26 protein-coding genes are annotated in these 21,338 nt (G+C 39.7%); all 26 read left to right on the top strand.

Going from position 1 to position 21,338, the window contains the following annotated elements; genetic code table 11:
* The first annotated feature begins 3 nt into the window (after positions 1–3).
* The gene (locus HUK49_RS08455; RefSeq protein ID WP_191913396.1) at positions 4–447 is read left to right on the top strand and encodes a crAss001_48 related protein; all 444 of its coding nucleotides are present in this window, start codon (positions 4–6) and stop codon (positions 445–447) included.
* Between the two features lie 216 nt (positions 448–663).
* Positions 664–1,290: a DNA-methyltransferase gene (locus HUK49_RS08450; RefSeq protein ID WP_328797266.1), complete on the top strand. Its 627-nt coding sequence runs from the start codon at positions 664–666 to the stop codon at positions 1,288–1,290.
* A 382-nt stretch (positions 1,291–1,672) separates the two neighbouring features.
* A complete protein-coding gene (locus HUK49_RS08445; RefSeq protein ID WP_191913395.1) occupies positions 1,673–1,843 on the top strand; it encodes a hypothetical protein in 171 nt (56 codons plus the stop codon).
* 54 nt (positions 1,844–1,897) lie between these two features.
* Entirely contained in the window at positions 1,898–2,131 is a 234-nt protein-coding gene (locus HUK49_RS08440) for a hypothetical protein (protein ID WP_191913394.1), read from the top strand.
* Positions 2,132–2,133: 2 nt separating this feature from the next.
* Entirely contained in the window at positions 2,134–2,640 is a 507-nt protein-coding gene (locus HUK49_RS08435; RefSeq protein ID WP_191913393.1) for an HNH endonuclease, read from the top strand.
* 249 nt (positions 2,641–2,889) lie between these two features.
* Complete coding sequence (locus HUK49_RS08430) at positions 2,890–3,345, top strand: phage terminase small subunit P27 family (protein ID WP_191913392.1); 456 nt, start codon at positions 2,890–2,892, stop codon at positions 3,343–3,345.
* A gap of 15 nt (positions 3,346–3,360) precedes the next feature.
* The gene (locus HUK49_RS08425) at positions 3,361–5,253 is read left to right on the top strand and encodes a terminase large subunit (RefSeq protein WP_191913391.1); all 1,893 of its coding nucleotides are present in this window, start codon (positions 3,361–3,363) and stop codon (positions 5,251–5,253) included.
* The gene (locus tag HUK49_RS08420) at positions 5,243–5,425 is read left to right on the top strand and encodes a DUF1056 family protein (protein WP_191913390.1); all 183 of its coding nucleotides are present in this window, start codon (positions 5,243–5,245) and stop codon (positions 5,423–5,425) included. The genes HUK49_RS08425 and HUK49_RS08420 overlap by 11 nt, the downstream gene beginning before the upstream one ends.
* Positions 5,426–5,443: 18 nt before the next feature.
* Positions 5,444–6,628: a phage portal protein gene (locus HUK49_RS08415; protein ID WP_191913389.1), complete on the top strand. Its 1,185-nt coding sequence runs from the start codon at positions 5,444–5,446 to the stop codon at positions 6,626–6,628.
* Positions 6,606–7,343 (top strand): head maturation protease, ClpP-related, encoded by a 738-nt coding sequence (locus HUK49_RS08410; RefSeq protein WP_191913388.1) that lies wholly within the window; start codon positions 6,606–6,608, stop codon positions 7,341–7,343. The genes HUK49_RS08415 and HUK49_RS08410 overlap by 23 nt, the downstream gene beginning before the upstream one ends.
* A complete protein-coding gene (locus HUK49_RS08405; RefSeq protein ID WP_191913387.1) occupies positions 7,333–8,532 on the top strand; it encodes a phage major capsid protein in 1,200 nt (399 codons plus the stop codon). The genes HUK49_RS08410 and HUK49_RS08405 overlap by 11 nt, the downstream gene beginning before the upstream one ends.
* Positions 8,533–8,551: 19 nt before the next feature.
* Positions 8,552–8,908: a head-tail connector protein gene (locus HUK49_RS08400; protein WP_191913386.1), complete on the top strand. Its 357-nt coding sequence runs from the start codon at positions 8,552–8,554 to the stop codon at positions 8,906–8,908.
* Positions 8,868–9,224, top strand: a complete 357-nt coding sequence (locus HUK49_RS08395) for a phage head closure protein (RefSeq protein ID WP_235981078.1) — start codon at positions 8,868–8,870, stop codon at positions 9,222–9,224. Before HUK49_RS08400 ends, HUK49_RS08395 begins: the two co-directional genes overlap by 41 nt.
* Position 9,225: 1 nt before the next feature.
* Complete coding sequence (locus HUK49_RS08390) at positions 9,226–9,618, top strand: HK97-gp10 family putative phage morphogenesis protein (protein WP_191913385.1); 393 nt, start codon at positions 9,226–9,228, stop codon at positions 9,616–9,618.
* The gene (locus tag HUK49_RS08385) at positions 9,615–10,004 is read left to right on the top strand and encodes a DUF806 family protein (RefSeq protein ID WP_235981076.1); all 390 of its coding nucleotides are present in this window, start codon (positions 9,615–9,617) and stop codon (positions 10,002–10,004) included. Before HUK49_RS08390 ends, HUK49_RS08385 begins: the two co-directional genes overlap by 4 nt.
* Positions 10,004–10,717 carry a phage tail protein gene (locus HUK49_RS08380; protein ID WP_191913384.1) on the top strand — a complete coding sequence of 238 codons (714 nt, stop codon included), beginning with the start codon at positions 10,004–10,006 and terminating at the stop codon, positions 10,715–10,717. The genes HUK49_RS08385 and HUK49_RS08380 overlap by 1 nt, the downstream gene beginning before the upstream one ends.
* A 51-nt stretch (positions 10,718–10,768) precedes the next feature.
* A complete protein-coding gene (locus tag HUK49_RS11485; RefSeq protein WP_268890033.1) occupies positions 10,769–10,897 on the top strand; it encodes a hypothetical protein in 129 nt (42 codons plus the stop codon).
* A gap of 33 nt (positions 10,898–10,930) precedes the next feature.
* A complete protein-coding gene (locus HUK49_RS11315) occupies positions 10,931–11,182 on the top strand; it encodes a phage tail assembly chaperone (RefSeq protein ID WP_235981074.1) in 252 nt (83 codons plus the stop codon).
* 68 nt (positions 11,183–11,250) lie between these two features.
* The gene (locus HUK49_RS11480; protein ID WP_268890032.1) at positions 11,251–11,379 is read left to right on the top strand and encodes a hypothetical protein; all 129 of its coding nucleotides are present in this window, start codon (positions 11,251–11,253) and stop codon (positions 11,377–11,379) included.
* A gap of 65 nt (positions 11,380–11,444) precedes the next feature.
* Positions 11,445–11,948, top strand: a complete 504-nt coding sequence (locus HUK49_RS08370) for a hypothetical protein (protein WP_191913383.1) — start codon at positions 11,445–11,447, stop codon at positions 11,946–11,948.
* 219 nt (positions 11,949–12,167) lie between these two features.
* A complete protein-coding gene (locus HUK49_RS08365) occupies positions 12,168–16,121 on the top strand; it encodes a tape measure protein (protein WP_191913382.1) in 3,954 nt (1,317 codons plus the stop codon).
* A gap of 14 nt (positions 16,122–16,135) precedes the next feature.
* Positions 16,136–16,990: a phage tail domain-containing protein gene (locus tag HUK49_RS08360; RefSeq protein WP_191913381.1), complete on the top strand. Its 855-nt coding sequence runs from the start codon at positions 16,136–16,138 to the stop codon at positions 16,988–16,990.
* Positions 16,987–18,732: a phage tail protein gene (locus tag HUK49_RS08355; protein ID WP_191913380.1), complete on the top strand. Its 1,746-nt coding sequence runs from the start codon at positions 16,987–16,989 to the stop codon at positions 18,730–18,732. The genes HUK49_RS08360 and HUK49_RS08355 overlap by 4 nt, the downstream gene beginning before the upstream one ends.
* Complete coding sequence (locus tag HUK49_RS08350) at positions 18,710–19,762, top strand: GH25 family lysozyme (RefSeq protein ID WP_191913379.1); 1,053 nt, start codon at positions 18,710–18,712, stop codon at positions 19,760–19,762. Before HUK49_RS08355 ends, HUK49_RS08350 begins: the two co-directional genes overlap by 23 nt.
* Positions 19,746–20,021, top strand: a complete 276-nt coding sequence (locus HUK49_RS08345) for a hypothetical protein (protein ID WP_191913378.1) — start codon at positions 19,746–19,748, stop codon at positions 20,019–20,021. The genes HUK49_RS08350 and HUK49_RS08345 overlap by 17 nt, the downstream gene beginning before the upstream one ends.
* A 17-nt stretch (positions 20,022–20,038) precedes the next feature.
* Positions 20,039–21,338 (top strand): DUF2479 domain-containing protein (locus tag HUK49_RS08340; RefSeq protein WP_235981073.1); only part of this gene is annotated, 1,300 nt, incomplete at its 3' end.

The raw sequence follows: 21,338 nt of genomic DNA, 5'->3' as shown, positions 1-21,338 counted from the left end.
CATATGGTAGGCAACGAAATTCTTTTCGTCGAACTTGAAAATGGTAAAACATATCACACATTTACATATAGCGGTGCCGATATTCCGGGTATGCAGTTCTTCGATATTGAAGGTAAGCCAGTAAGCAATCCTCAAGGGAGACGGTGTAAAAAGTCACTATACGTTATTTCAGAGCAAAAGTGGTATTTGCCATACAACTTGCCTCACTTTGATTGGGAGTTTTTAGGACGTATTTATTTGGGAGTGAAAAATATGAGTGAACATAATTTGAAATTAGTTAAAGAACGTGACGATTTAGGCTTGAAAATCAGTAAATTAAAGAAGTTCATGAAAAGCGATGATTTCTATAACTTGGATAAAGATGACCAAGAACTGCTTAAGGCGCAAAAGAGTGCCATGAAAACTTATAAGCATATCTTGAATGAACGGATTTTCTGGGAAGTTTAGCAATGAAACATTATAAAAAATGGGGCACGGTTAGTAGTGGTGCAGAGCTGTACATGCTAAACCACGCTGAACGGCATAGAAAGGAGCTTGAACGTGAGCGTAAAGCTGTTCAAAGGCGATTGCCTAGAACTACTAAAACAAATAAAAGATGAATCAATTGATTTAGTCCTGGCCGATCTACCTTATGGAATGACAGCTAATAAATAGGATTCGGTTATTCCCTTAACTCCACTATTTGAACAGTACCAACGAATTATTAAGCCACATGGTGCTGTTCTTTTATTTGGGATGGGTAAGTTTGGTGCTCAATTAATCATGAATGCTCCTAAGAAACTATCGTATCGTTATGACTGGGTATGGCAAAAAACAATGCCTGTTGGTTTCCTATGGTCACACCATATGCCATTACGGGCTCATGAAAATATATACGTGTTTTATAAGCATTTGCCAACTTATCACCCACAAATGCGATTGGGCTTTAAGCCGTATAAAGGGCATAGTCAAGGTGCCGGACATAATTATTATAAAGCGAGTGGAAACTATAAGCCGATTGATTCCAAACACGGTGAACGATTCCCAATTGATGTAATTAATTTTGGCAACGGAAACAATCATAGTAATCACCCAACAGAGAAGCCGATTGGTTTATTGAAATATCTAATCAGGACATATACTGATGAGGGTATGACCGTATTAGATAACACGATGGGTAGCGGATCGGCAGGTGTAGCAGCGGTAAAACTTAATCGGAACTTCATTGGTATGGAATTAGACGACGAGTATTTTACTATTGCAAAAGAACGTATAGAAAAAGCTGACAGGTCAACGCTTGCCAGCTTTTAAAGTACATAAAAATAAATAAGATTCTTTCAATATTCTGTTGTTATTTACACGTTAATAATGTATAATATAAATGTAGTCAACTAAGGGACGCCTGAAAGACTACAGCGTTCCGGAAGTGATTCCCTGAATCCGGAAAGGGGATGATACTGATGGAAATAACAGTACTCCGGAAAGAGAGGCTGCCATGTTATCGCACTGACGATTTGGTTATTGTCGGTAGCCGCGATTAACTTCGCTAAGGCTTATGCGATAATAAAAAAAGCTAATCGCAAATAGCAGTTAGCTGGTTAGCTTTATTTCCGGAACGCAAGAAGTCAAGAGATGGAGCCTCTTGGCTTTTTGCATATTCAGTATACCATATTAACGTAAGAAGGTCGACATTATGGTTAGTGAAGCTCAATTAAAGGCTAATAAGAAGTGGAACGATAAGAATAAGGACAAACAACGAATATATCGTTATCGGTCTTATGCACGTAAGTTTGTTCGAGAGTTAGCAACTGATGATGATTTGAAAGAACTACAAGAAATGATACAAGAGCGATTAGATAATTAAGGCGATAGCAATTGGCTACCGTCTTTTATTTTGCATGAAAGGTGGTGTGGTGATATGCGAAAAATCACAGTGTATAAAATTCATAGTGCAGATAATTTGGTAAAAAAGATTGCAAAGCTACGTAAGCAAGGGAAACATCCCTTTAGTATTGCAATGTTTAACCAAGATGATAATGATTTTCATGGAGATCCAACATATTTGCTTGATGCACCAGTTGGTTATTCAACACGACCGTATCAAGCAATAGCACCATATATTAATCAGTACAATATCGTGGAGGTTAGGTAACAATGACTCGGTTTAGAAGATGCCGTTATCCAGGTTGCCATGCAATGGTGCAGTTGCCAGATCATTATTGCCAACAACACTATGAACATGAAGCGGAATACCTTGCTAACCGTCAGCGTTGGGCACGGTCACATAACCGACAGTATCAGCATAGATATAATACGCTAACTCGTAATCGGAATAGTGTTAAGCATGACCAATATCAGTTCTATCGAAGTCGACAATGGCAACGATTAAGAGAACAAGTATTAGAACGTGACCATTATATTTGTCAGTATTGTAGTCAACCCAACAGCAATACTGTTGATCACATTGTACCAATTGAATACGATGAGGCATTAAAGACTAATCTTAATAACCTTGCAACCATCTGTTGCAAGTGTCACCGATTAAAGACCGATTGGGAACATGAGTGGTATGGTACAGGCATCGACAACCAGCGCAAGCAAGTCGCCGAGTTGCATGATGTACTTAGTATCAAGTATCTAATGACTAAAGGGTACCAATAGACTCTAACGCAATGAATTTAATAGTTAAAACGACATCGCCCTGAGAGCCTCAGAAATGTCCGTATAGTAATTTTAATTTTGATGAAGATTATTTTTTCAAACGGGGCAGAAGCTTAGCACCCCGCCCCCCGTTACCATGCTCAGAAAGAGCGCACACATTGCAGCCAGCTTGCACGCAACCCCTAATTTTAAAAATTTTACCCCAGGGGGGGTCAAACTGTTTCAAAAATAATGAAAGGAGATCCAAGAATGCCCAGAAAAGCCTATTTTAAGCAGAATAATGGACGTTTACCCAAAGATCCACCTCATTATTTAGGACGCTTAGCAAAAGGGTGTTGGCGTAAAGTTGTGCCTTTTTTAGAGAGTACGCAACGGGTTCAAAGAATAGATGATGCATTAGTTGAACAATATTGCTCGGAATATGAAATTTATCGCCAAGCGTATCAAGATATTCAGGAAAATGGGATTCAAACTAAATTATTTAATTCATTACAAGATTCAACTGGTCAGATTATTGGTAAAGATTTTGCTGGTTACCGAAAAAACCCAGCTGTTGCAACAATGAATGATGCACTAAAACAGTTGAAGTCAATTGGCTCACAATTAGGGCTTTCGCCGCAAGCTCGTCAGGAATTAATGCAGATTGCTAGTCATAAGAAAGAGAAATCAGTGGCGGAACAGTTTAAGGATATTGGATTAGTTTAGGAGGTGTAAATAGGAATGCAGAAAATCGATTTAACTCAAACCCATGATGTGATTGGAGCATATCATCAATGCGATTTTGAGAATATCCGTCACCAATATACTGATCCAGCTACGCAATATGCCTTTGATGTTTTGGATAAAAAGCTAGTTAGTGGTTACTTGATTAAACTAGCTGCCTTTCGTCATCTACAGGATCTGCAACGTGCAGAGCGTGGTGAATTTAACTATCATTACGACTTAAAAGAAGTCGATAAGATTTTGAAATTTGCTAAGATTGCACCAAACGTTGACACCGATGAACCAACTACCTTGATGAATTGGCAACAATTTATTTTCGGCATGATTTTTGGATGGCGTGATGATAAAAATAAGAAACGATTTACGCGGGTTATTCTTTCTGTTGCGCGGGGGCAAGGGAAAACTTACCTTATGGCTATTTACATGGTTTACTGCTTTCTGATTGAATCCATGGGGCTAGCTAACCAGGATTTTTTAGTTACAGCTTCTAACTATGATCAGACCGGTAAGCTGTATGGTTATATCAACCATATGCTGAAAATCATCTTTGACCGGCAGCCAATCTTTGCTCAACTAGCGAAAGAACAAGACATAGTGATTCGGGACCATACCGGAATTACTATGCGTAAGACTAACAATAACTTGTGGCCGATGTCGATGAATGCTGACAAATACGATTCAAAACACTTTACAACTGCAATCTTTGATGAAATTGGAAATGTTGCGACTCGTAAGGGTAGTGAAGATATTATGTCCGGACAGTCGAAAATTCCCAACCACCAGTACATTGAAATTTCAACCTCTTACCAAGACCCATCGGTGCCATTCCACGATGACCAGAAGGTAGTTCAACAAATCATGGAGCAGGATTATTCCCGTGACGGTGATCGGATGTTGGGGATGATTTGGGCGCAAGATAGCTTAGATGAAACCTTTAAGGAAGATACCTGGTACAAATCTAATCCGCTTTTATACTTACCAGGTCAAAGGGATGTTTTATTAGATGGGTTGCGAGATAAACGTGATTCAGATATGCTGACAGGTTCGATTGATGACTTTCAGAACAAAAGTCTTAATCTATGGTTGCAAGAAGCAACTAATAGTTATTTGAAACTATCCGATATTGAAAGAGCTAAGATGAAATTTGATCAGATTAATGGTCGCCAGGTCTATATCGGTTTTGATTACTCGATGTTTAGTGATAACACCGCAATTGCCTTTGTCTTTCCATATACGGACGAACATGACAATCCTAAGTGGCATTTAAAACAGCATAGTTTTATACCGTGGAATAAGGCCGGTTCGATTGAAGCCAAGGAAAAGCAGGATGGCATTGAATATCGCAAATTGGTACAACAAGGTTACTGTACCATTACTTCACACCCTCAGGGTTTGATTAATGATGACCAAGTTTATCAGTGGTTGCTGGATTATGTACACGATCATGATTTTAAGGTGATGTTCTTTGGGTATGATGCATGGGGTGCAACTACCGCTATTAAGCAGATGGATATTAATACCGAATGGCCGCTGGAACCCATTCGTCAACGTACTAGTGAATTAAAGGATCCTACTAAATTCCTACAAAAAGGCATGATTGAAGGCGCAATTACCCGTGACGATGACAAAATTATGGAAAAGGCGCTAATTAATGCTCAAATTATGGAAGACAAGATTGGCATTCAAGTCGATAAAGCTAAGGCTACGTTAAAAATCGATGTAGTTGACGCTATTATTGATGCTCTTTATCAAGGCATGTATCACTTTGAGGATTTTGGGGTTGCTAATGATAAAAGCAAGCAAGTAGATCTAATGACCAGTGAACAGGTTAAGGCATGGTTTGAAAGTGAGGAATCAGGGTTGCTAGGGGGTGATGACGATGATGATTAAATTATTTCAAACAATTTGGCATTTCATTGATATTATTTGTTTCTTAGCAGCCTTTGGATGTATTATTTGGGGCTGCTTTTTGATTAACTTAATTGTTGGCTTATTTAGTGTCGGAGTTGTGCTGATCCTAGTAGGTTTAGCTACAGAATATTTGGCATCACCTCCAAAATAATGAAAGGAGGTGGAATAAATGCCTATATTTAAAATGCCGAAGACCAGTCCGGGACTTTCAATTGCAGATGATGAAGATATTCTGCATTTTCTCAATCCAGACAATAAAAATAGGTATGTGAATGCCCGGACAGCATTAAAAAACTCGGATATTTACTCATTGATCTACCAACTATCAGCCGATATGGCAGATGCCAAATTTGTGGCCGAATCATCACGAACGCAAGGTATCCTGGACAATCCAACATTGACTTCTAATGTTCATGCATTCTGGCAATCTATGTTTGCACAATTATTATTAGGCGGTGAGGCCTATGCATATCGATGGCGTAATGATAATGGGACTGATACTCAATGGGAGTATTTGCGACCGTCACAAGTTACGCCTTTTTTGTTAGAAGACGGTTCGGGATTGGTTTATAACGTAACTTTTGATGAACCAGAAGTCGGTGTTGTTCAAGCCATTCCGCAAAGCAATATGATTCACATTCGATTGCTTTCTCAGAACGGTGGTAAAACAGGAATTAGCCCGTTAGCATCATTAGCTGATGAATTAGCAATTCGGGATAGTTCTAATCGACTTACACTAGCTGCACTGGGGCGCTCCATTATGGCGCCTGGTATTTTATCAGTTACCAAGGGTGGCTTATTAAGCGGAAAAATGAAAGCTCAACGGTCGAAAGAGTTCATGAAGCAAATGAACAATTCAGACAACGGACCAATTGTTTTAGATGATTTGGAAAAGTATGAACCGCTAGAAATTCAAGGAAATGTCGCACAGCTATTGAATCAGGCTAGTTGGACTGGTGCTCAGATTGCTAAGGTTTACGGTGTTAGCGACAGTGTGATTAATGGCCAGGGTGATCAGCAATCGTCAATTGACATGATGAACGCCAATTATCTGCAGTCATTATCACGGTTTACTAACTCGGTGATTGCCGAATTGAATAATAAGTTAGCTGGTCAAATCAAAATGGACTTACGCCCCGTGATTGATCCAACAGGCGATGCTTACGTGAATAACATTTCTAGCTTACAAAAAAATGGCACAATTGGTGCTAACCAGGCCACCTGGTTATTACAACAAGCTGGTTATTTGCCGAATGATATGCCAGATAAGGAACAGCCGCAAGCACAGGTTCAAGTGGTACCTAGTAACGATGCAACGAAAGGGGGTGTTAATGATGATGAAGATTCCAATTAAAGGTGATATTGTCGATGATGCTTCTGCAGCTTTTTATGATTTCTTTGGTATTCCATCAACTTCGCCATCTAAAGTTAATAACTTAATTGATTCGGCAGATGGTGACGCATTGGAAGTTGATATTGCTTCCAATGGTGGTGATGTTTCAGCAGCTTCGGAAATTTACACCAACTTAAAAGGTTATCAAGGAAAAGTAACTGTCAATATTGAGGGATTAGCTGCTAGTTCCGCAAGTATTGTTGCAATGGCTGGAGATGAAGTTAATATATCGCCGACAGCCCAAATAATGATTCATAAGGCGTGGACCATTACCCAAGGAAATGCTGATGATTTATCCAAAGCGGTTGATATGATGGATGTCACTGATCAGTCAATTGTCAATGCTTATGAATTGAAAACGGGTATGAAGCGGGATGATATTCTACAAATGATGGCTAAGTCAACGTGGATGTCCGCTCAGGATGCTGTTGATAAAGGATTTGCAGATAAAATTCTATTTGTTGATGAGAAAACGCCACAAGTAGTTAATGCTACGTCAACGGTTGTTCCTAAAACAGCCGTTAATAAATTATTGACTTTATTAAACCAAAAAGGTGTTTCTAACAAGGCCTTGAAGCCAGTATCAAAAAATGATAATCAAAAGCCAACTCCTAGTTTGAGAGACCAGAAGTTGGCGATTTTATTTGGAAAGGATGATGACCAAAATGGGAATTAATGAATTAAATGATGCTTGGATTGCCAAGGGTCAAGAAGTGTCAGATCTAGATAGCAAGCTGAATGCGGCCGTTTTAAATGACGACTTCTCTACAGAAAAGTTCAATGAATTAAAAGGGAAGCGTGACCAATTGAAGTTACAGCGTGATGCAATTAAGGAGCAACTAAACGAAGCACGAGCTGTAGAAGTGGCAAAGATGAAAGATAAGGATAAAAAGCCTTTGACCGATAAGGAAAAGGATATGAAGAAGGACTTTGTCAATAACTTTAAGAATATGATTCGTGGACGTTTTAACGCAGTTACTTCATCAACAGAAACCGATATTGCTGGTAATGGTGGCCTGACAATTCCGATTGATGTTCAGACCGCTATTCACACCTTAGTTCGTCAATTTGCTACTTTGCAAAACCTGGTTAACGTTGAATCAGTTTCTACAACGTCTGGATCTCGGGTATATGAAGTACTTAGTGACATGACACCAATGGCTAAGATCGATAGTGAAGGAGCTGAAATCGGTGCAGGTGATGATCCGAAGCTTCGTTTAATTAAATATGCTATTGACGAATATGGTGCTATTAATACGGTTACTAACAACTTATTAAAAGATTCCGCTGAAAATATTTTAGCTTGGCTTTCTAACTGGATTGCTAAGAAAGTAGCTGTTACTCGTAATGTGGCAATTATCGCCGCAATGGGCAAGCCTGCTAAGAAGCCAACAATTGCTAAATTTGATGATATTAAGGACTTAGAAAACAATACATTAGATCCAGCTATTATGCAGACTTCATCCTTTGTTACTAACCAATCTGGGTACAATGTTCTTTCAAAAGTTAAGGATGCTGAAGGTTGCTATATGTTACAACGTGATGTAACTCAAAAGGATGTTTATTTGCTTGATGGAAAGCAAATCACGGTAGTTGCTGATAAGTGGTTACCTGATATTTCTGGTGCTCATCCGCTTTACTACGGTGATTTGAAACAAGGTATTACTTTATACGATCGTGAACATATGTCATTGTTTACAACTAACGTCGGTGCAGGAGCATTTGAAAATAATACGACTAAGATTCGTTGTATTGATCGTTTTGATGTAGAAGTGATTGATGATGGTGCGTGGGCTGCTGGCTCATTTAAGACTGTTGCTAATCAATCAGCAACTACTCCAGGCAATAGTGGTCAAACTGCTTAATTGAAAGTGGGTGAACTGATTGGCTGATTCAGATGACAAGATGCTGAACGAAATCAAAGGATTACTGTACCTGGACGGGTCAGCGGATGATGGCCTCTTGAAAGGGTATATTGCAGCCGCTGATCAGTTCATTAAGAATGCTGTTGGCGATAATCAAGATTTTTATGAGAAGGCAAATGTAAGGCCGCTATTTGAAAATGCTGTTAAGGCATTAGCAGCGACTTATTATCAATATCGGTTAGCATTATCCGATACACAAACATTTCCTATCGATTTGACTGTGAACAGTATTATCGGTCAGTTACGTGGGCGGTACGATTTAGAAGTAGGTGATAATGATGAAACTAGCGATCAGCCGGCTCAACCATCTAATTGATTTTGGAGTGACAGAACAGGTAGATACGGACACCATTGATGGGTCAACTACTCAATTCGTATCTAAACAACGACTACATTGTGCCTTTTATCAGCGCTCTCAGAGCCAACAATATTCGTTGCTAGGAACAAAGCTGGAAGACACGATTGTGGTTGCAGTCCGTTCACAATATAAGGTCGATAAGTCAATGTTGGCGCAGATTGACGGTAATGATGATGTAACTTACCGTATTATTACTATTAGTCGCGATGATAGCCATTCGTTACAGCGTTATGACCTGATTACATTGAAAGATGTTACGAAAGGTGATGATTAGAATGGATGACTTTGGTTTCCAACTAGATCAATTTGTTGACCGTGCTGAGAAACTGGTAGTACCAGATCAAGAAACGCAAAAAGCGATGACAAAAGCGGGTGCCAAAGTTTTAGAAGATCATCTAAGGGAAGCGACACCCAGGACCAACCATAAAGATGTAAAGTATGGACACCTGCAAGATAACGTTATGAGTCAAGATACGGATATTAATGGTGAGGAGAACGGAAACGCAACGGTTGGTTTTGAAAAAAAAGCTTATGTTGCTCGTTTCCTTAATGATGGCACAATTAAAATGCCAGCAACTCACTTTGTAGATAACGCACGACGTGAATCCGCAGATGCGGTATTTACAGCCGAAAAGAAAGTTTATGATGCAATGGTTGGTGGTAAATGATGAAACTACCAGTTACCCAAGCAAGAGAATTGATGGGAAATAATTTTCCGTGGATTGATCGTTATTTTAACGAAAAGGTTCCTAAAGGGGCTGAGCTTACAACTAGTGAAACAATATGTATTATCAGTGAATGGTTGAATGAGCCAACCTATTATGCGAACCAAACTTTTAAAGGCTGGACGATTGGTGTAGAAGTTCATATCTTCTATAAATTAAATTCTGGCCTTTCAACATTAGATGAAGAGATGAAAATTGCACGGTTGTTTGTTAAAGACGGCTGGACAATTGAAAATTCAAGAAACCATTCAACGGACCCTGACACTCAGCAAGTGGATAAGGTCTTTTATTTTGCCAAGGATTTAGTAATAAAGGAGCGTGAAAAATAATGGCAGGTATGTCTGTTAAAGGGATTGACTTTGTCATGGGTGGAATTACTGATGATAAAGGCATTTTAATTGCTGACCCTGATAAGGGTGGATTAGGACCAGCTGGGATTGCTCTTTGGGATGGTGACGGTGATGGTGCTATCACTGCCAATGTCACTGCACTTGAAGAAGCAGGACAGCAACAATACGCAAATAATAAAGTTAAACGAATTAATCATGGGGTTCCAACCCCTCAATTAGCATTAACAATGCTAGATATTCCGTTTGATGACGCTAGCAAGATAGTTGGTTATGGCGTTGTTAATGGTGGTCGTGTACTAGGTAGCAAGAAACCCCATGTTGCAATTTTGCTAGCCACTCATGACTTTGACGGTAATTGGCTCTTTGAGGGCTTTGCTAACGGTGAAATGATTATTCCAACTCGTAACCATGGAACTTCCAATAAGAATGAAACGGATAGTAATGCAGCCTTTACGTACCAAGCAATGGCGCCAATTCCCAATAACGTCTTTCTGAATGTAGATGGGTCACAGCAGTCCTACAAGATGTATAATACTGGGGACTCTAAGTCCTGGAAGGGGTATGAAGTTATGCTGGCAGAAGTGTTCGGTGGGTACAAGGGTGATAACCCGATGGCTTCCTATATTCAAGCCACTGGTACAGATAGTTTTACTAATACTAATCAGTCGGATGTCAATAAGCCAACCGCATAAATAAAATACCAGTCGCCAATTGAAATACACAATACGTAAGGAGGAAATACAATGGTTGTGAAGTTGAAAACTGATAAGATTGGACTCAAGAAGCCAATCAACGTTCATGCTAATTTAACCAACGTGGACAAGGCCGATGAAATGATGATTGCCCTGCTTTCGTTAAATGCTGTTATGTAAGAAGCGGACCAAAGTACCGGCTCGGAAGATAGCATGAATCAGACCTTAGTAATGCTCAAGAAGGAACGAGATTTCGTCCAAAAGTCACTTAAATTTCTACAAGATGTTCTTAAACTATCTGATAAGCAGCTAGCTGTCGTTAAGGACCACATTGATTTTAAGGTTCTGGGTGAATATCTAAGCTACGTATGTAATCGAATCAAGGGCGTTCCGGAAGCTGCTTACGAAAAGGAACAAGCAAAAGCGGGCCCAAAAGGACGGTCGGCCAACTCAGACGGGCAATAGAGGATTATAAGCAGGAAATCGAAGACCGCAATTATTTCCGTCAACAATTAATGCTTCAGTCCGGTATTTTGCCATCTGAACTAGATCGAGAAGATTATTTTAAACTTCTGAAAATTCAAAGTGCTAAGGCTCGTGAAGATCGGTCAATCAATGCTGCGGAAGGGTTCAAGAAGATGAATCAAATGTTTGGTGGCTAGTAATTATGTAAGGGCTTCCTTAATAGCTTAATAAGTTATATAATTAAGCTGTTGGGGGGATGACTATGGATAAGCGTGAAGCCAAAGCGCTCTACAAAGAGTATAAGCAAAGCGATAACATTTCTTTTTTTGATATGTATTTTGATAATGAAAAGAAGCGGCTGTTTATCAAAGAGAGTCCGATTGCTGATTCGCAATTGATAAGTTATTCAGAAATTATGGACCATATGTGGTCTAAAGACGAGAATACGATTAATAAGGGGCACCCAATTTGGGGAGCCATTATTGGTAATATGATTGGTGGCTTTGGTACAGGATTTCTTGGCGCTCTAGCTGGTCAAAAAGCTCAGGGAAAAGAAGTCACTTACACTTTTAATTCCCACTTAACTTTGTTTGTTGATCGAGGTAATACGGTAGATTTAATTGAGCACTATCTATATCCGGGTTCCGTAAAACAAGGTGGCCTGCTTGATAAAAGTTACCAAAGAATGATTGATTCCATTGATGAACGACTTTATCATCTTGAAGGACGGAAAACACCGGCTGAAGAATTAGAAGGGGATGCCTAATTGTAAAGACTTCTCTGGCACAGTTGAGAGCTTCTAAGAAGTGGCAACAAGAGCATCCTAATAAGCAGCGTAACTATCAGTATGGTAGTTACGCCCGGAAGTTTATTCGGGACGTTGCCAATCGAGAGTAACTTTTGCAATTACAAAAAAAGATTAACGACCGTTTGAGTCAGCTGTAATAGCTGGCTTTTTATTTTGACGGAAAGGAGGTGTAACAGTTTGAAAGTTCAAAATGAAATGGCTACCCGGATTTCCGTCGATACGATTTCGGCCATTACCTCCATGCGGGACTTTCGCAATGCTGTTAGTGCGGTAACGAGCGGCTGGCGGGCCCAAGAGCAGGTCTTAAAAAGCTCGGGGCAGTATTCAGAAGCAGTTAAGGCTCGAATTAGTGGGCTTAGCCAAGTGATGGATATTCAGCGGGCCAAGATTGCTGAATTGCGTTCGCAACAAGAAGGCTTAAACCAAGAGAATAGCAAGCAGAGAAGCCAGTGGCTAAATTTGGAAAAGCAAATCAGTCAGGCTAATAAACAGCTGGCTGGTTATGAATCACAATTAAATAAGGCCAAGGGGAATTCTAGCTATTACACTTCTGGTCTAGCTGAAATGCAACGGCAGTACCGTCTTACCTCAGAAGCCTCACGAGCATACGTTAATAGGTTACGAGCAGAAGGAAAAAGCAGAGAAGCCAATCAGCATGAATTATCGGGATTAACAGATTCACTTAAATCCTTAGAAAAGCAGCAGGTCACGCAAAAGAAGCTCCTTAGTGAAATTGAGCGCCAATCCGGTAAAACAAGTGAGGCTTACAAAAAGCAAGAAATACAGTTGAATCGGACTGGCGAAACAATTGCTAATACTAGAAATCGGGCAGAAGAACTTAAAATTGCCCTTGAACCACCTAAGGGAGTTAAATGGAAATTTTTCCGCAATCAGATCCTAAATGTTGATAAAGCCGAAGAAAAGGCCCATCAAACGACCCTTAATTTTGGTAGTGCCCTGAAAGCTAATCTGATGGGCGGTTGGATTCAGCAAGGCTTTTCTTTTATTACCAGTCAGTTTCACAGCATTATTACTAATGGGATGGAAGCTGCCAAAGCTGGTGCCGCATTGGAAGCTCGTTGGAAGAATATTGGGGTATCTGATAATGGCATTAAAGAACTCTCTGCTCAAGTAACTGAATTGAAGACGAACACTAATCTGTCTGCGCAGGCTGTTAACGGTTTGCAAACCCGATTTTATGGGATGACTCATTCGGTTAGTCAAACAACAGCGTTAACCAAAGGGGTTGCCAGTTTGGCAGATCAATTGAAGTTATCTGATCAACAGGCAAATGCCTTCGCCGGTGGCTTGTCACGAATCGAGAGTTCAGGTAAAGTTACTAGTGCTTCCTTGGGTCGGCTAGAAAAACAGGCACCAGGATTAACTGCTGCCATGTCAAAGGCGTCAGGAATGTCACAGCAGGCCTTTAAGGACCTAATATCGTCCGGCAAAATGACTACTGACCAATTTAATGACATCCTAACCAAGGTTTCTAAGGACTACAGAAAGAACGCTAAAGCATTTGACCAGTCTGCCGGTGGATCTATGCACCGGTTACGCCAGGAATGGACCACTACACAGGCCAAACTTGCTAAGCCATTATTAAAAGTTTCAGCTACTGGATTGAATGAACTTAGCAATGCTTTGCAGAATAAAGATACTCAGCATGGCCTGCAAATGCTGGCTAAGCTAATGGCAAATGCAGCTGTGAAAGCTGCTAAGTTCATTGGTTTTATCGCTAAGCACCAAACGACAGTAAAAGTTTTCGGTACAGCCATTCTTGGGGTAGGTGTCGCTTTTAAGACGATGCAGACTACTGTAATGGCAGTTGATATTGTTAAACGGTTTGCTAAATTACCAGCGGTTATTAAGAGTTTTAAAGCCCTTGGATTGGCTGTTAAGGTAGCAACCGTCGGCTTCAACCCTTGGGTGATTGCCATAGAAGCGGTGATAGCCGCAATTGCCTTGCTGTATACACATAGCAAGACTTTCCGGAAGATGTGTAGTGAAATGGGTAAGCTGGCGGTTAAGGCTGGTAAAACCATCGTCAAAGAATTTAAGGCGGTTGTTAACTGGTTCAGGAGTGATTGGAAACAAATTGCATTATTCTTGGTAAACCCAATTGCGGGTGGAATTGCCTTGCTGTATAAGCACAACAAGAAATTCCGGAGCTTTGTTAATGGCCTTGGTAAAATTGCTAAAACTGGTCTGAAAAAGGTCGGCCACTTCTTTAGCAGTTCATCGAAAAATATCCAAAAAACTTCTTCCCGAATGTGGAAGAGAATTACTAAAACGACCAAGACGGCTTGGCGTAACCAAATCCGTGAAAACCAGCGAGGTCTTAAAGACGCCCGGAAGACTTGGAATACGATGAGCCGAAATGTTCAACGAACTTCCCAGAATATGTGGAATCGGGCCAGCCGTGATGCTCGTAATGGCTGGAACTATGTCGCCCGTTGGGGAAACCGCAGTTCTAAAGATGTTGCTAAAACTTGGGACTGGATGAATCGGCAAACAACCAGGGCGGCACAAAGAATGTTCCAAAAGCATAAGCGGACGTTCAAGGCCGGCTACAAGGTTATTGAGGACCAAACGAAGACTTGGAAAGATCTGACTAGTGGTCACTGGGATCGTTTAGCAGGTGACACCCAACGAACAGCTAATGATATGAATAAATTTCATCAACGTCTGTTCAAGGATATGTATAACAAGCTAAACGATCTAACCGGAGGACGGTTGGGCGATATGGTCAAAACTTGGCAGGATAAGATGAGTAACATTGGTGATACAGTGGCGAACGCTAAGCAAGCTATCCATACCCATTTTGTTGATTTAGTTCGTGGAATCATTAGGCCATTTAATGATATGCTGGCTGACCTGCAAAAGGGGATTAATTGGGTACTGGATAAGCTAGGAGCATCTAAAATTGGTGGTTCGTGGCAAGTTCCGATGCCAAGTTATGCTACCGGTACGCAAGGGGCACACCCCGGCGGCTTTGCTAAAGTTAATGATGGTAAAACTGGTCACTACCGGGAGTTATACCGATTACCAAACGGAGCTGTGGGGATGTTTCCGGCAGTCCGTAATATGATTGTTCCATTGCCTAAAGGTACGTCAGTCTTAGATGGTGAACGCAGCTACGCCATAATGCGGATGATGGGTAAAATTCCTCATTATGCAGATGGCATTGGTGCTTTATCTGATATGTTTAGTAATATTATCAACACAACTGGTGATGCCCTTGATGGAATGATGGAGGAAGCAGATAAAATAATTGCTCACCCAATCGAATTCATGGAAGGCGTATTTAAGAAGTTTGTTCAAGTTTCCACACCAGTTAAGTTTGCTAGTGACTTGGTTACTTATGTTCCAAAGTATATTGCTAAGCAAATGGCAGATTGGATAAAGAAGCAATTTGCTACCTTAACTAATCCTGGTGGTGCTGGTGTAGAACGTTGGCGACCTTACATTATTCGAGCATTTCACCAGTTAGGTGTTGAGCCGGTTGCATGGAAGGTTGAAAAATTATTACGTCAAATTCAAACTGAATCTGGTGGTGACCCATTAGCCTTTCAACATGGTTATGTTGATGCTAACACTGGTGGTAATGAAGCACGTGGTTTGCTTCAATTTGCTGGATCTACGTGGGCAGCAGATGCTCTACCTGGTCATACTGATTGGAAGATTGGTTATAACGAAATCTTAGCCGCTATTGCCGTTCTTGAAAGGGGCGGCGAAGGAGGCTGGGGTAACGTTGGTAATGGTCACGGTTGGGAAAACGGTGGTCTTATCAATAAGCATGGTATGTATGAAGTCGGCGAATATAATCGGCCAGAAATGATTGTGCCACTTGATATTTCAAAACGTTCGCGGGCTTATCAGTTATTAGGCGAAATCGTTTCCCGTTTTCATGCGGAAGAGCCGAGTCATAATAATCAGGTTGATAATTCTGAAGATCATAAGCAATTGCAAGAACTTAACACTAAGTTTGATCAACTACTTGGAATGTTTAGTCAATTATTAGGTTTGAGCAATGATCAGGTTCAAGCTATTAAAGGACAAGGGACTTTTGATACCAAACAATTTTATAAGAAACAAGCGCGCGATGCTGCAATGAGATCATTTAGTTAGAGGATGAGCTAGTCATGGAACCATTTTTTAAAATGAAAATTGGTGATAGTGATGAATTTGACATTATTGATAAGATTCCAGATATAACATATTTGGGAGTTGATGATGCTAGTTCATCACCACAATTCACTAATAATTATCAAGATCTATCTGGGAAAGATGGGTCTTTTTTTGTGGGTCAAACATTCGCTAAGCGGACGTTTAATGAACGATTTATATTGGCTTCCAGAAATTGGGAAGATTACCAATTAGCTAAGCATGAAATATATAAGTTATTTGGACGAAGAGAATTGATTAGAGTACGAACTGACGTGAATAATGCCAAAGTTTATTTTGGCTATGTTAACCCGTTTGATATTACGCCAATTCAATCAGGAGCTAATTATGCTAATTTAACAATTCCTTTTGATCTGCCTAAGCCGTATCGTTATTCACTATATCGTTCAGATTCGCCTTATACTTTTCAACAATCAGGGTGGCAATTTGGAATGAACTTGCCTAGTCACTCTGATTCAGTGAGTTATAAATTTACAACTAATAATTTTAAGGTTTATAACGCCAGTGATATTAAAGTTGATCCTTATTTTCAAAATCATGATTTAAAGATAATCATTAAGTTTAATGGAAATTCATTGAAGATTCACAATAAAACTACTGATACTACTTGGACCTACAACGAAAGTAGCGACGGCAACCATAGGATTATCTGGGATGGTCAATCATTAACTACCTATCTTGATGGTGATCAGGTTAACGGTAAAACTGATTTTGGTTATATTAGTTTAGATCCTGAATGGAATGATATTGAGTGTACTGGAGCTAACTCAATAGATATTACATTTAGTTTTCCATTTATCTATTTGATATGAGTTCACTTACAACTCCCTTGGTTATTTTGGAGATTAAGGATGGGTACTTTTATCCTCCAGTAAACCCTGGAAATGATAATATAGCAGTTCTCCAGTCTGCATTATCAGATTCAATTTGTATCCAATGGGAAGTAAATAATACGTATCAAGCGCAATTTACTGCTTATGATGATGGCTCAGAAGCCTTTAATCTGCTAGAAGTTCAAAATATGGTAAAAATTGCTGATCAATGGTTTGTAATTAAACAGATTCAACCAGACTATTCAGGTGGGATTGCGACAGTGGATGTGAGCTTATCACATGTTTCAAACGAAATTTCGCGTATAAGGCATTACAGTAATAAGGATCCAGTTGATTGGGGAGACAATTCACATTATTCAGAAGATAATAGCAATTCAAGTCAAACCGATTTACAAGTTTTTTCAGATAGCAGTAATGACGATCAGACTGAGCAAGTGACACCACAGAATATCCTAGATTGTATTTTTAAGAACAACAGCTGGGGCGTGACGTATCAAGTAATTGGAGAATTTAACTCAGTTAGTGTAGACGATCCATATGCTAGCGGTAGTGGAAAAGATCTCTTAGACCGAATCAGAGAAGCATGGCCAGATTGCGTAATTTACCCAGACAACTTAAATATCCGTGTTTATTCGCATGATGAGTTTTATAAAAATTATGGTAATCGGATTGATTATTTGCACGATACAGCAGAGATAACGTTATCTTATGATTCTACAAATATGAGTAATTGTGCTCGCCTAGTTGGCGCTACGTATGAGCAGGATACTACAGTCGATACCGGTTTACCCAATGGAAATGCGGGTAAAGGTGCTCAAGCAGTAATTGATGATGCCAAGAAATATGTTGGTGTTCCATATGTATGGGGTGGTGCAGGTGGTTCACGAGGTGGAAATCCATTTAGTGGAATGGATTGTTCTAGTTTCGTTTCACAAGTATATAAGGATTTTGGTATTAATGTACCAGCGTATACGGTGTCACTTGAGAGTTGTGGAAGCGATGTTGCTTCACCACAAACTGGTGATATGGGATTCTATGGTTCTCATGGAGCAAGCTACCATGTAACTCTTGCTTTAAATTCAACCACGATGGAATATGAACCACAGCCTGGAGAATCGTGCAAGGTTACCCCAATTAGTTACTATCCGCCATCGTGGTGGGAACGTAATGATCAAATGGCGGCAGTAGTTGGGTCAGCTGGGGATGATAATGACGTTGACAATACAACAACTGATAGCAAAGAAATGTATTATTTTGCACCATTCTGGTATCAAAATCAGGAAAGTGTTAACCGATGGGGACAATTTGGTGCGGATGATATTACTTCTGATACTATTCAAAACAAGGATGAGATGAAGAGATATGCAGATACTCAGTTTAATCTCAACCCCGATTTAGAGATTGACGCAACTTTACAAGGTAATCGGAAGCCAATTCCTGGCGAATTAATCAGAGTTGAAGTTAAACCCAAGCATTTTGTAACTACTGTGGCTGTTGTTGGTTATCAATGGTATCCATATAGTGAAATCAGTCAGTCAACTGAAACGCTGAATTCTAATGGTAAAAATATTCTTGATTACGATAATGCCCAACTCAATAACATTTCAGTTATTCAAGATAGTGTTCGCAAGATAATGACTTCTAATATAGAAACACAAAATGGTCAGGAAACTTGGACTGAAAGTGAGGCTAAACAATATGCTGACACCCAACGTGATTGATATTTCTGAACAATGTTCAACCACAGATTTCAGTAAATTAAAGTCTGAAGGGATTAAATCAGTAATTATTCGTCTTGGTGTGGGGAATGTTCAGGATGAGCGGGCAGCTAAATTTATTATAGGTGCTAAAAATGCTGGATTAATTGTTCATGGCTACCACGAATACCAAGATGATGTTGAGAATCAGATTCAATGGTCTGTCCGGAATGCACATAAACTTGGATTATCAAATAATGCTTATTATTTTTTAAAAGTAAAAAGTAGAAAAAACATAGAAGAAATTTTTCGTCCATTTTATCGAAATTGGAAGATGAATCGATGGAATGTTGGCTTATATGCTCCGGCTACTAAATTTAATAATTTTGATTTCGATGAATTCGAGAGAAACTCCATTTATAAATGGGCCGTAAAGACTGATGATCAATTAAATCAAAAGATGGATTTGTTAAGTATTAATTCCCTAAATGGGCTAGGGAAAGACATTGATGTTAGCGGTAAATTAATTCAGGTAATTGATGCAAATGAGTTAATAGAAACTGATCCCAATAAAGATTATCGAGTTAGTTCTGGTGCTTTTGTGGGCTTTGACTATTCAACCACTTCCGTTCAGGGTGGCAAATTTTTGGTATCCTCTCCAGACGGTATTAATAAAATTCCTAAATTAGGACCTGATGGATCATTTATGTTTAACCGAGATGATGGTGAACGTATATTGAAATTAATAGGAGCTAAGGTTGTTCCCAAAATTCGTATAAATAAAAATGCATTATTGAAAGCACCAGCTGATTATTCAGATGGTGTTTTTTATGAAAAAGTATTTTTAGATAGTTTTCAAATTAAAGTCAATCAGGGAAAACTAGGAATATTAACTACCAAAGTAATTGTTGATGATAACCATTGTTATGCTAGGCAACAATTAGAAGTTATTGATAGTAAAAAGCCTGTTACTTTATTAAGAAATGGTCAGGGAAATGCTTGGAATAATTGGAACTATTTGTTGGGAGATGAAGAGAATGCAGGATCAAATTAGGTTACATACAACTGATTTACCAATTATGCTTAGTCGAGAATTTTATGATGATTTAGTTGAGAACTTTAGGTTAATTGAACAAACATTGAATAATCTTAACAGTGAGATTAATTCGCTGAACGGGCAATTTAATGATTTGAACAAAGATGATATTCAAACTGAACTAATCAATAATGCTGGAATCTCTGTTACTGATAATGACGGAGAGACCAGCATTATTGATATTAGCGATACGGATACTTCATCTGAAATTAGTTAGAAAAGGAGGGATTAATTTTGCCAGTTAAGGTAACACATAACAATAATGGTCATCATTACCGAATAGCGATTGATATTGCTAAAGAAGGGGCCGAAGTGTTTGACCTAACGCCTTACTTTAAAGGGCGAGTCGGTGATAATAACTTTGGTCTGCAAATTGTTTGGTATTACCAAGGACAGCTATTAGATGTTTCCGGTATGAAACCCTTTATCCAAGGGAATGTTGGTCATTATTCATTTGACGATCAAAAGAACCTGCAAATGGCACCTGATGCTGGAACAGTTTCATCGACAGGTGATCCAAAAGATTGTCAGGCTAACGGTCAGGCACTATACCGATTTCCTGAACAGATGTTTCCTAAAGAAGGAATCTTTAAGGGCTTTATTGGGTTACTTGATGATTCTGATGATGGTGGTCATACACATCTAACGGGAGTTAATATTTGGTTCCGGGTTCTGGGCGGCGTTGCACAAATGGGACGAGCTTGTGACTTCTACATTAGTGATTTGGATATTGCGTTGACTAACGCTAAAGAGAAGCTCCGTCAAGAAGGCATTGAACGAGAACAAGAATTTGAAAAGATTCTGGCCGATTTGCAAACTAAGCAAACAACCATTTCAAAGGAGTTAGATAAGCTTGGCGATGATACTAAGCAACAATTCCTTGAATGGTTAGCAAAGTATAAGCAATCCTTACAAGATGCCCTAGCAGCTGTTGATGATCCTAAAGAGGGATTGATGGTGAAGTATTCTTCACTGTTAACGATGGCAAAGCAGATTCAAGAGATTCTTAAACAAGCCCAATTCCATGACCGGCCATTCCACTTTGCTACTGTTAATGCGATGCAGAAGTACACAGCGTTAATGGACGGTGACCTTGCGATTACACATGGTTGGGATAACTACGACGATGGTCACGGGGCTTACTGGAATATCCGGGTTAAGCATAAGGACGAAACGCCGGATGAGCAGAACGTCATTAGTATTAATACCGATATGGGCTTAGTTGCGGAACGGAACTCATCCTTGCTGAGTGCTGACAGTTTGGAAGATTTCCTCTATGGCTACACGATTGAAATTAAGCATAATCAATGCGAACACCCACTACGTCCAGCAGTGCTGTACTACGAGGACGCTATCGGAACCGAACGGGACGGCTTAGGGAAAACTAGTCATGGCTTCGGGCAGACAAATACGAAGCTGATTAATTGCATTGCGGAATACCCGGATGCAAACACAATTAAGGTTAAGATTCCCCGGAACTTCTATCTTGATGCCGTACCGCATTATAAGTTCGGTGCTTGGTATCTGATTGACG

Source organism: Limosilactobacillus portuensis, from assembly GCF_014838735.1.
Taxonomy (GTDB): Bacteria; Bacillota; Bacilli; order Lactobacillales; family Lactobacillaceae; genus Limosilactobacillus; species Limosilactobacillus portuensis.
The sequence above is the reverse complement of the archived record's forward strand: the minus strand, read 5'-3'. Positions and strand labels throughout refer to the sequence as shown.

What these genes read in the sequence shown, in the direction of transcription:
- HUK49_RS08380 (WP_191913384.1), top strand. Translation starts at nt 10,004, where the DNA reads ATGGCAGGTATGTCTGTTAAAGGGATTGACTTTGTCATGGGTGGAATT.
- HUK49_RS08455 (WP_191913396.1), top strand. Translation starts at nt 4, where the DNA reads ATGGTAGGCAACGAAATTCTTTTCGTCGAACTTGAAAATGGTAAAACA.
- HUK49_RS08395 (WP_235981078.1), top strand. Translation starts at nt 8,868, where the DNA reads ATGATGAAACTAGCGATCAGCCGGCTCAACCATCTAATTGATTTTGGA.
- HUK49_RS08385 (WP_235981076.1), top strand. Translation starts at nt 9,615, where the DNA reads ATGATGAAACTACCAGTTACCCAAGCAAGAGAATTGATGGGAAATAAT.
- HUK49_RS11315 (WP_235981074.1), top strand. Translation starts at nt 10,931, where the DNA reads ATGAATCAGACCTTAGTAATGCTCAAGAAGGAACGAGATTTCGTCCAA.
- HUK49_RS08445 (WP_191913395.1), top strand. Translation starts at nt 1,673, where the DNA reads ATGGTTAGTGAAGCTCAATTAAAGGCTAATAAGAAGTGGAACGATAAG.
- HUK49_RS08440 (WP_191913394.1), top strand. Translation starts at nt 1,898, where the DNA reads ATGCGAAAAATCACAGTGTATAAAATTCATAGTGCAGATAATTTGGTA.
- HUK49_RS08355 (WP_191913380.1), top strand. Translation starts at nt 16,987, where the DNA reads ATGAGTTCACTTACAACTCCCTTGGTTATTTTGGAGATTAAGGATGGG.
- HUK49_RS08410 (WP_191913388.1), top strand. Translation starts at nt 6,606, where the DNA reads ATGATGATGAAGATTCCAATTAAAGGTGATATTGTCGATGATGCTTCT.
- HUK49_RS08350 (WP_191913379.1), top strand. Translation starts at nt 18,710, where the DNA reads ATGCTGACACCCAACGTGATTGATATTTCTGAACAATGTTCAACCACA.
- HUK49_RS08360 (WP_191913381.1), top strand. Translation starts at nt 16,136, where the DNA reads ATGGAACCATTTTTTAAAATGAAAATTGGTGATAGTGATGAATTTGAC.
- HUK49_RS08415 (WP_191913389.1), top strand. Translation starts at nt 5,444, where the DNA reads ATGCCTATATTTAAAATGCCGAAGACCAGTCCGGGACTTTCAATTGCA.
- HUK49_RS08430 (WP_191913392.1), top strand. Translation starts at nt 2,890, where the DNA reads ATGCCCAGAAAAGCCTATTTTAAGCAGAATAATGGACGTTTACCCAAA.
- HUK49_RS08370 (WP_191913383.1), top strand. Translation starts at nt 11,445, where the DNA reads ATGGATAAGCGTGAAGCCAAAGCGCTCTACAAAGAGTATAAGCAAAGC.
- HUK49_RS11485 (WP_268890033.1), top strand. Translation starts at nt 10,769, where the DNA reads ATGGTTGTGAAGTTGAAAACTGATAAGATTGGACTCAAGAAGCCAATC.
- HUK49_RS08390 (WP_191913385.1), top strand. Translation starts at nt 9,226, where the DNA reads ATGGATGACTTTGGTTTCCAACTAGATCAATTTGTTGACCGTGCTGAG.
- HUK49_RS08420 (WP_191913390.1), top strand. Translation starts at nt 5,243, where the DNA reads ATGATGATTAAATTATTTCAAACAATTTGGCATTTCATTGATATTATT.
- HUK49_RS08435 (WP_191913393.1), top strand. Translation starts at nt 2,134, where the DNA reads ATGACTCGGTTTAGAAGATGCCGTTATCCAGGTTGCCATGCAATGGTG.
- HUK49_RS08345 (WP_191913378.1), top strand. Translation starts at nt 19,746, where the DNA reads ATGCAGGATCAAATTAGGTTACATACAACTGATTTACCAATTATGCTT.
- HUK49_RS08425 (WP_191913391.1), top strand. Translation starts at nt 3,361, where the DNA reads ATGCAGAAAATCGATTTAACTCAAACCCATGATGTGATTGGAGCATAT.
- HUK49_RS08405 (WP_191913387.1), top strand. Translation starts at nt 7,333, where the DNA reads ATGGGAATTAATGAATTAAATGATGCTTGGATTGCCAAGGGTCAAGAA.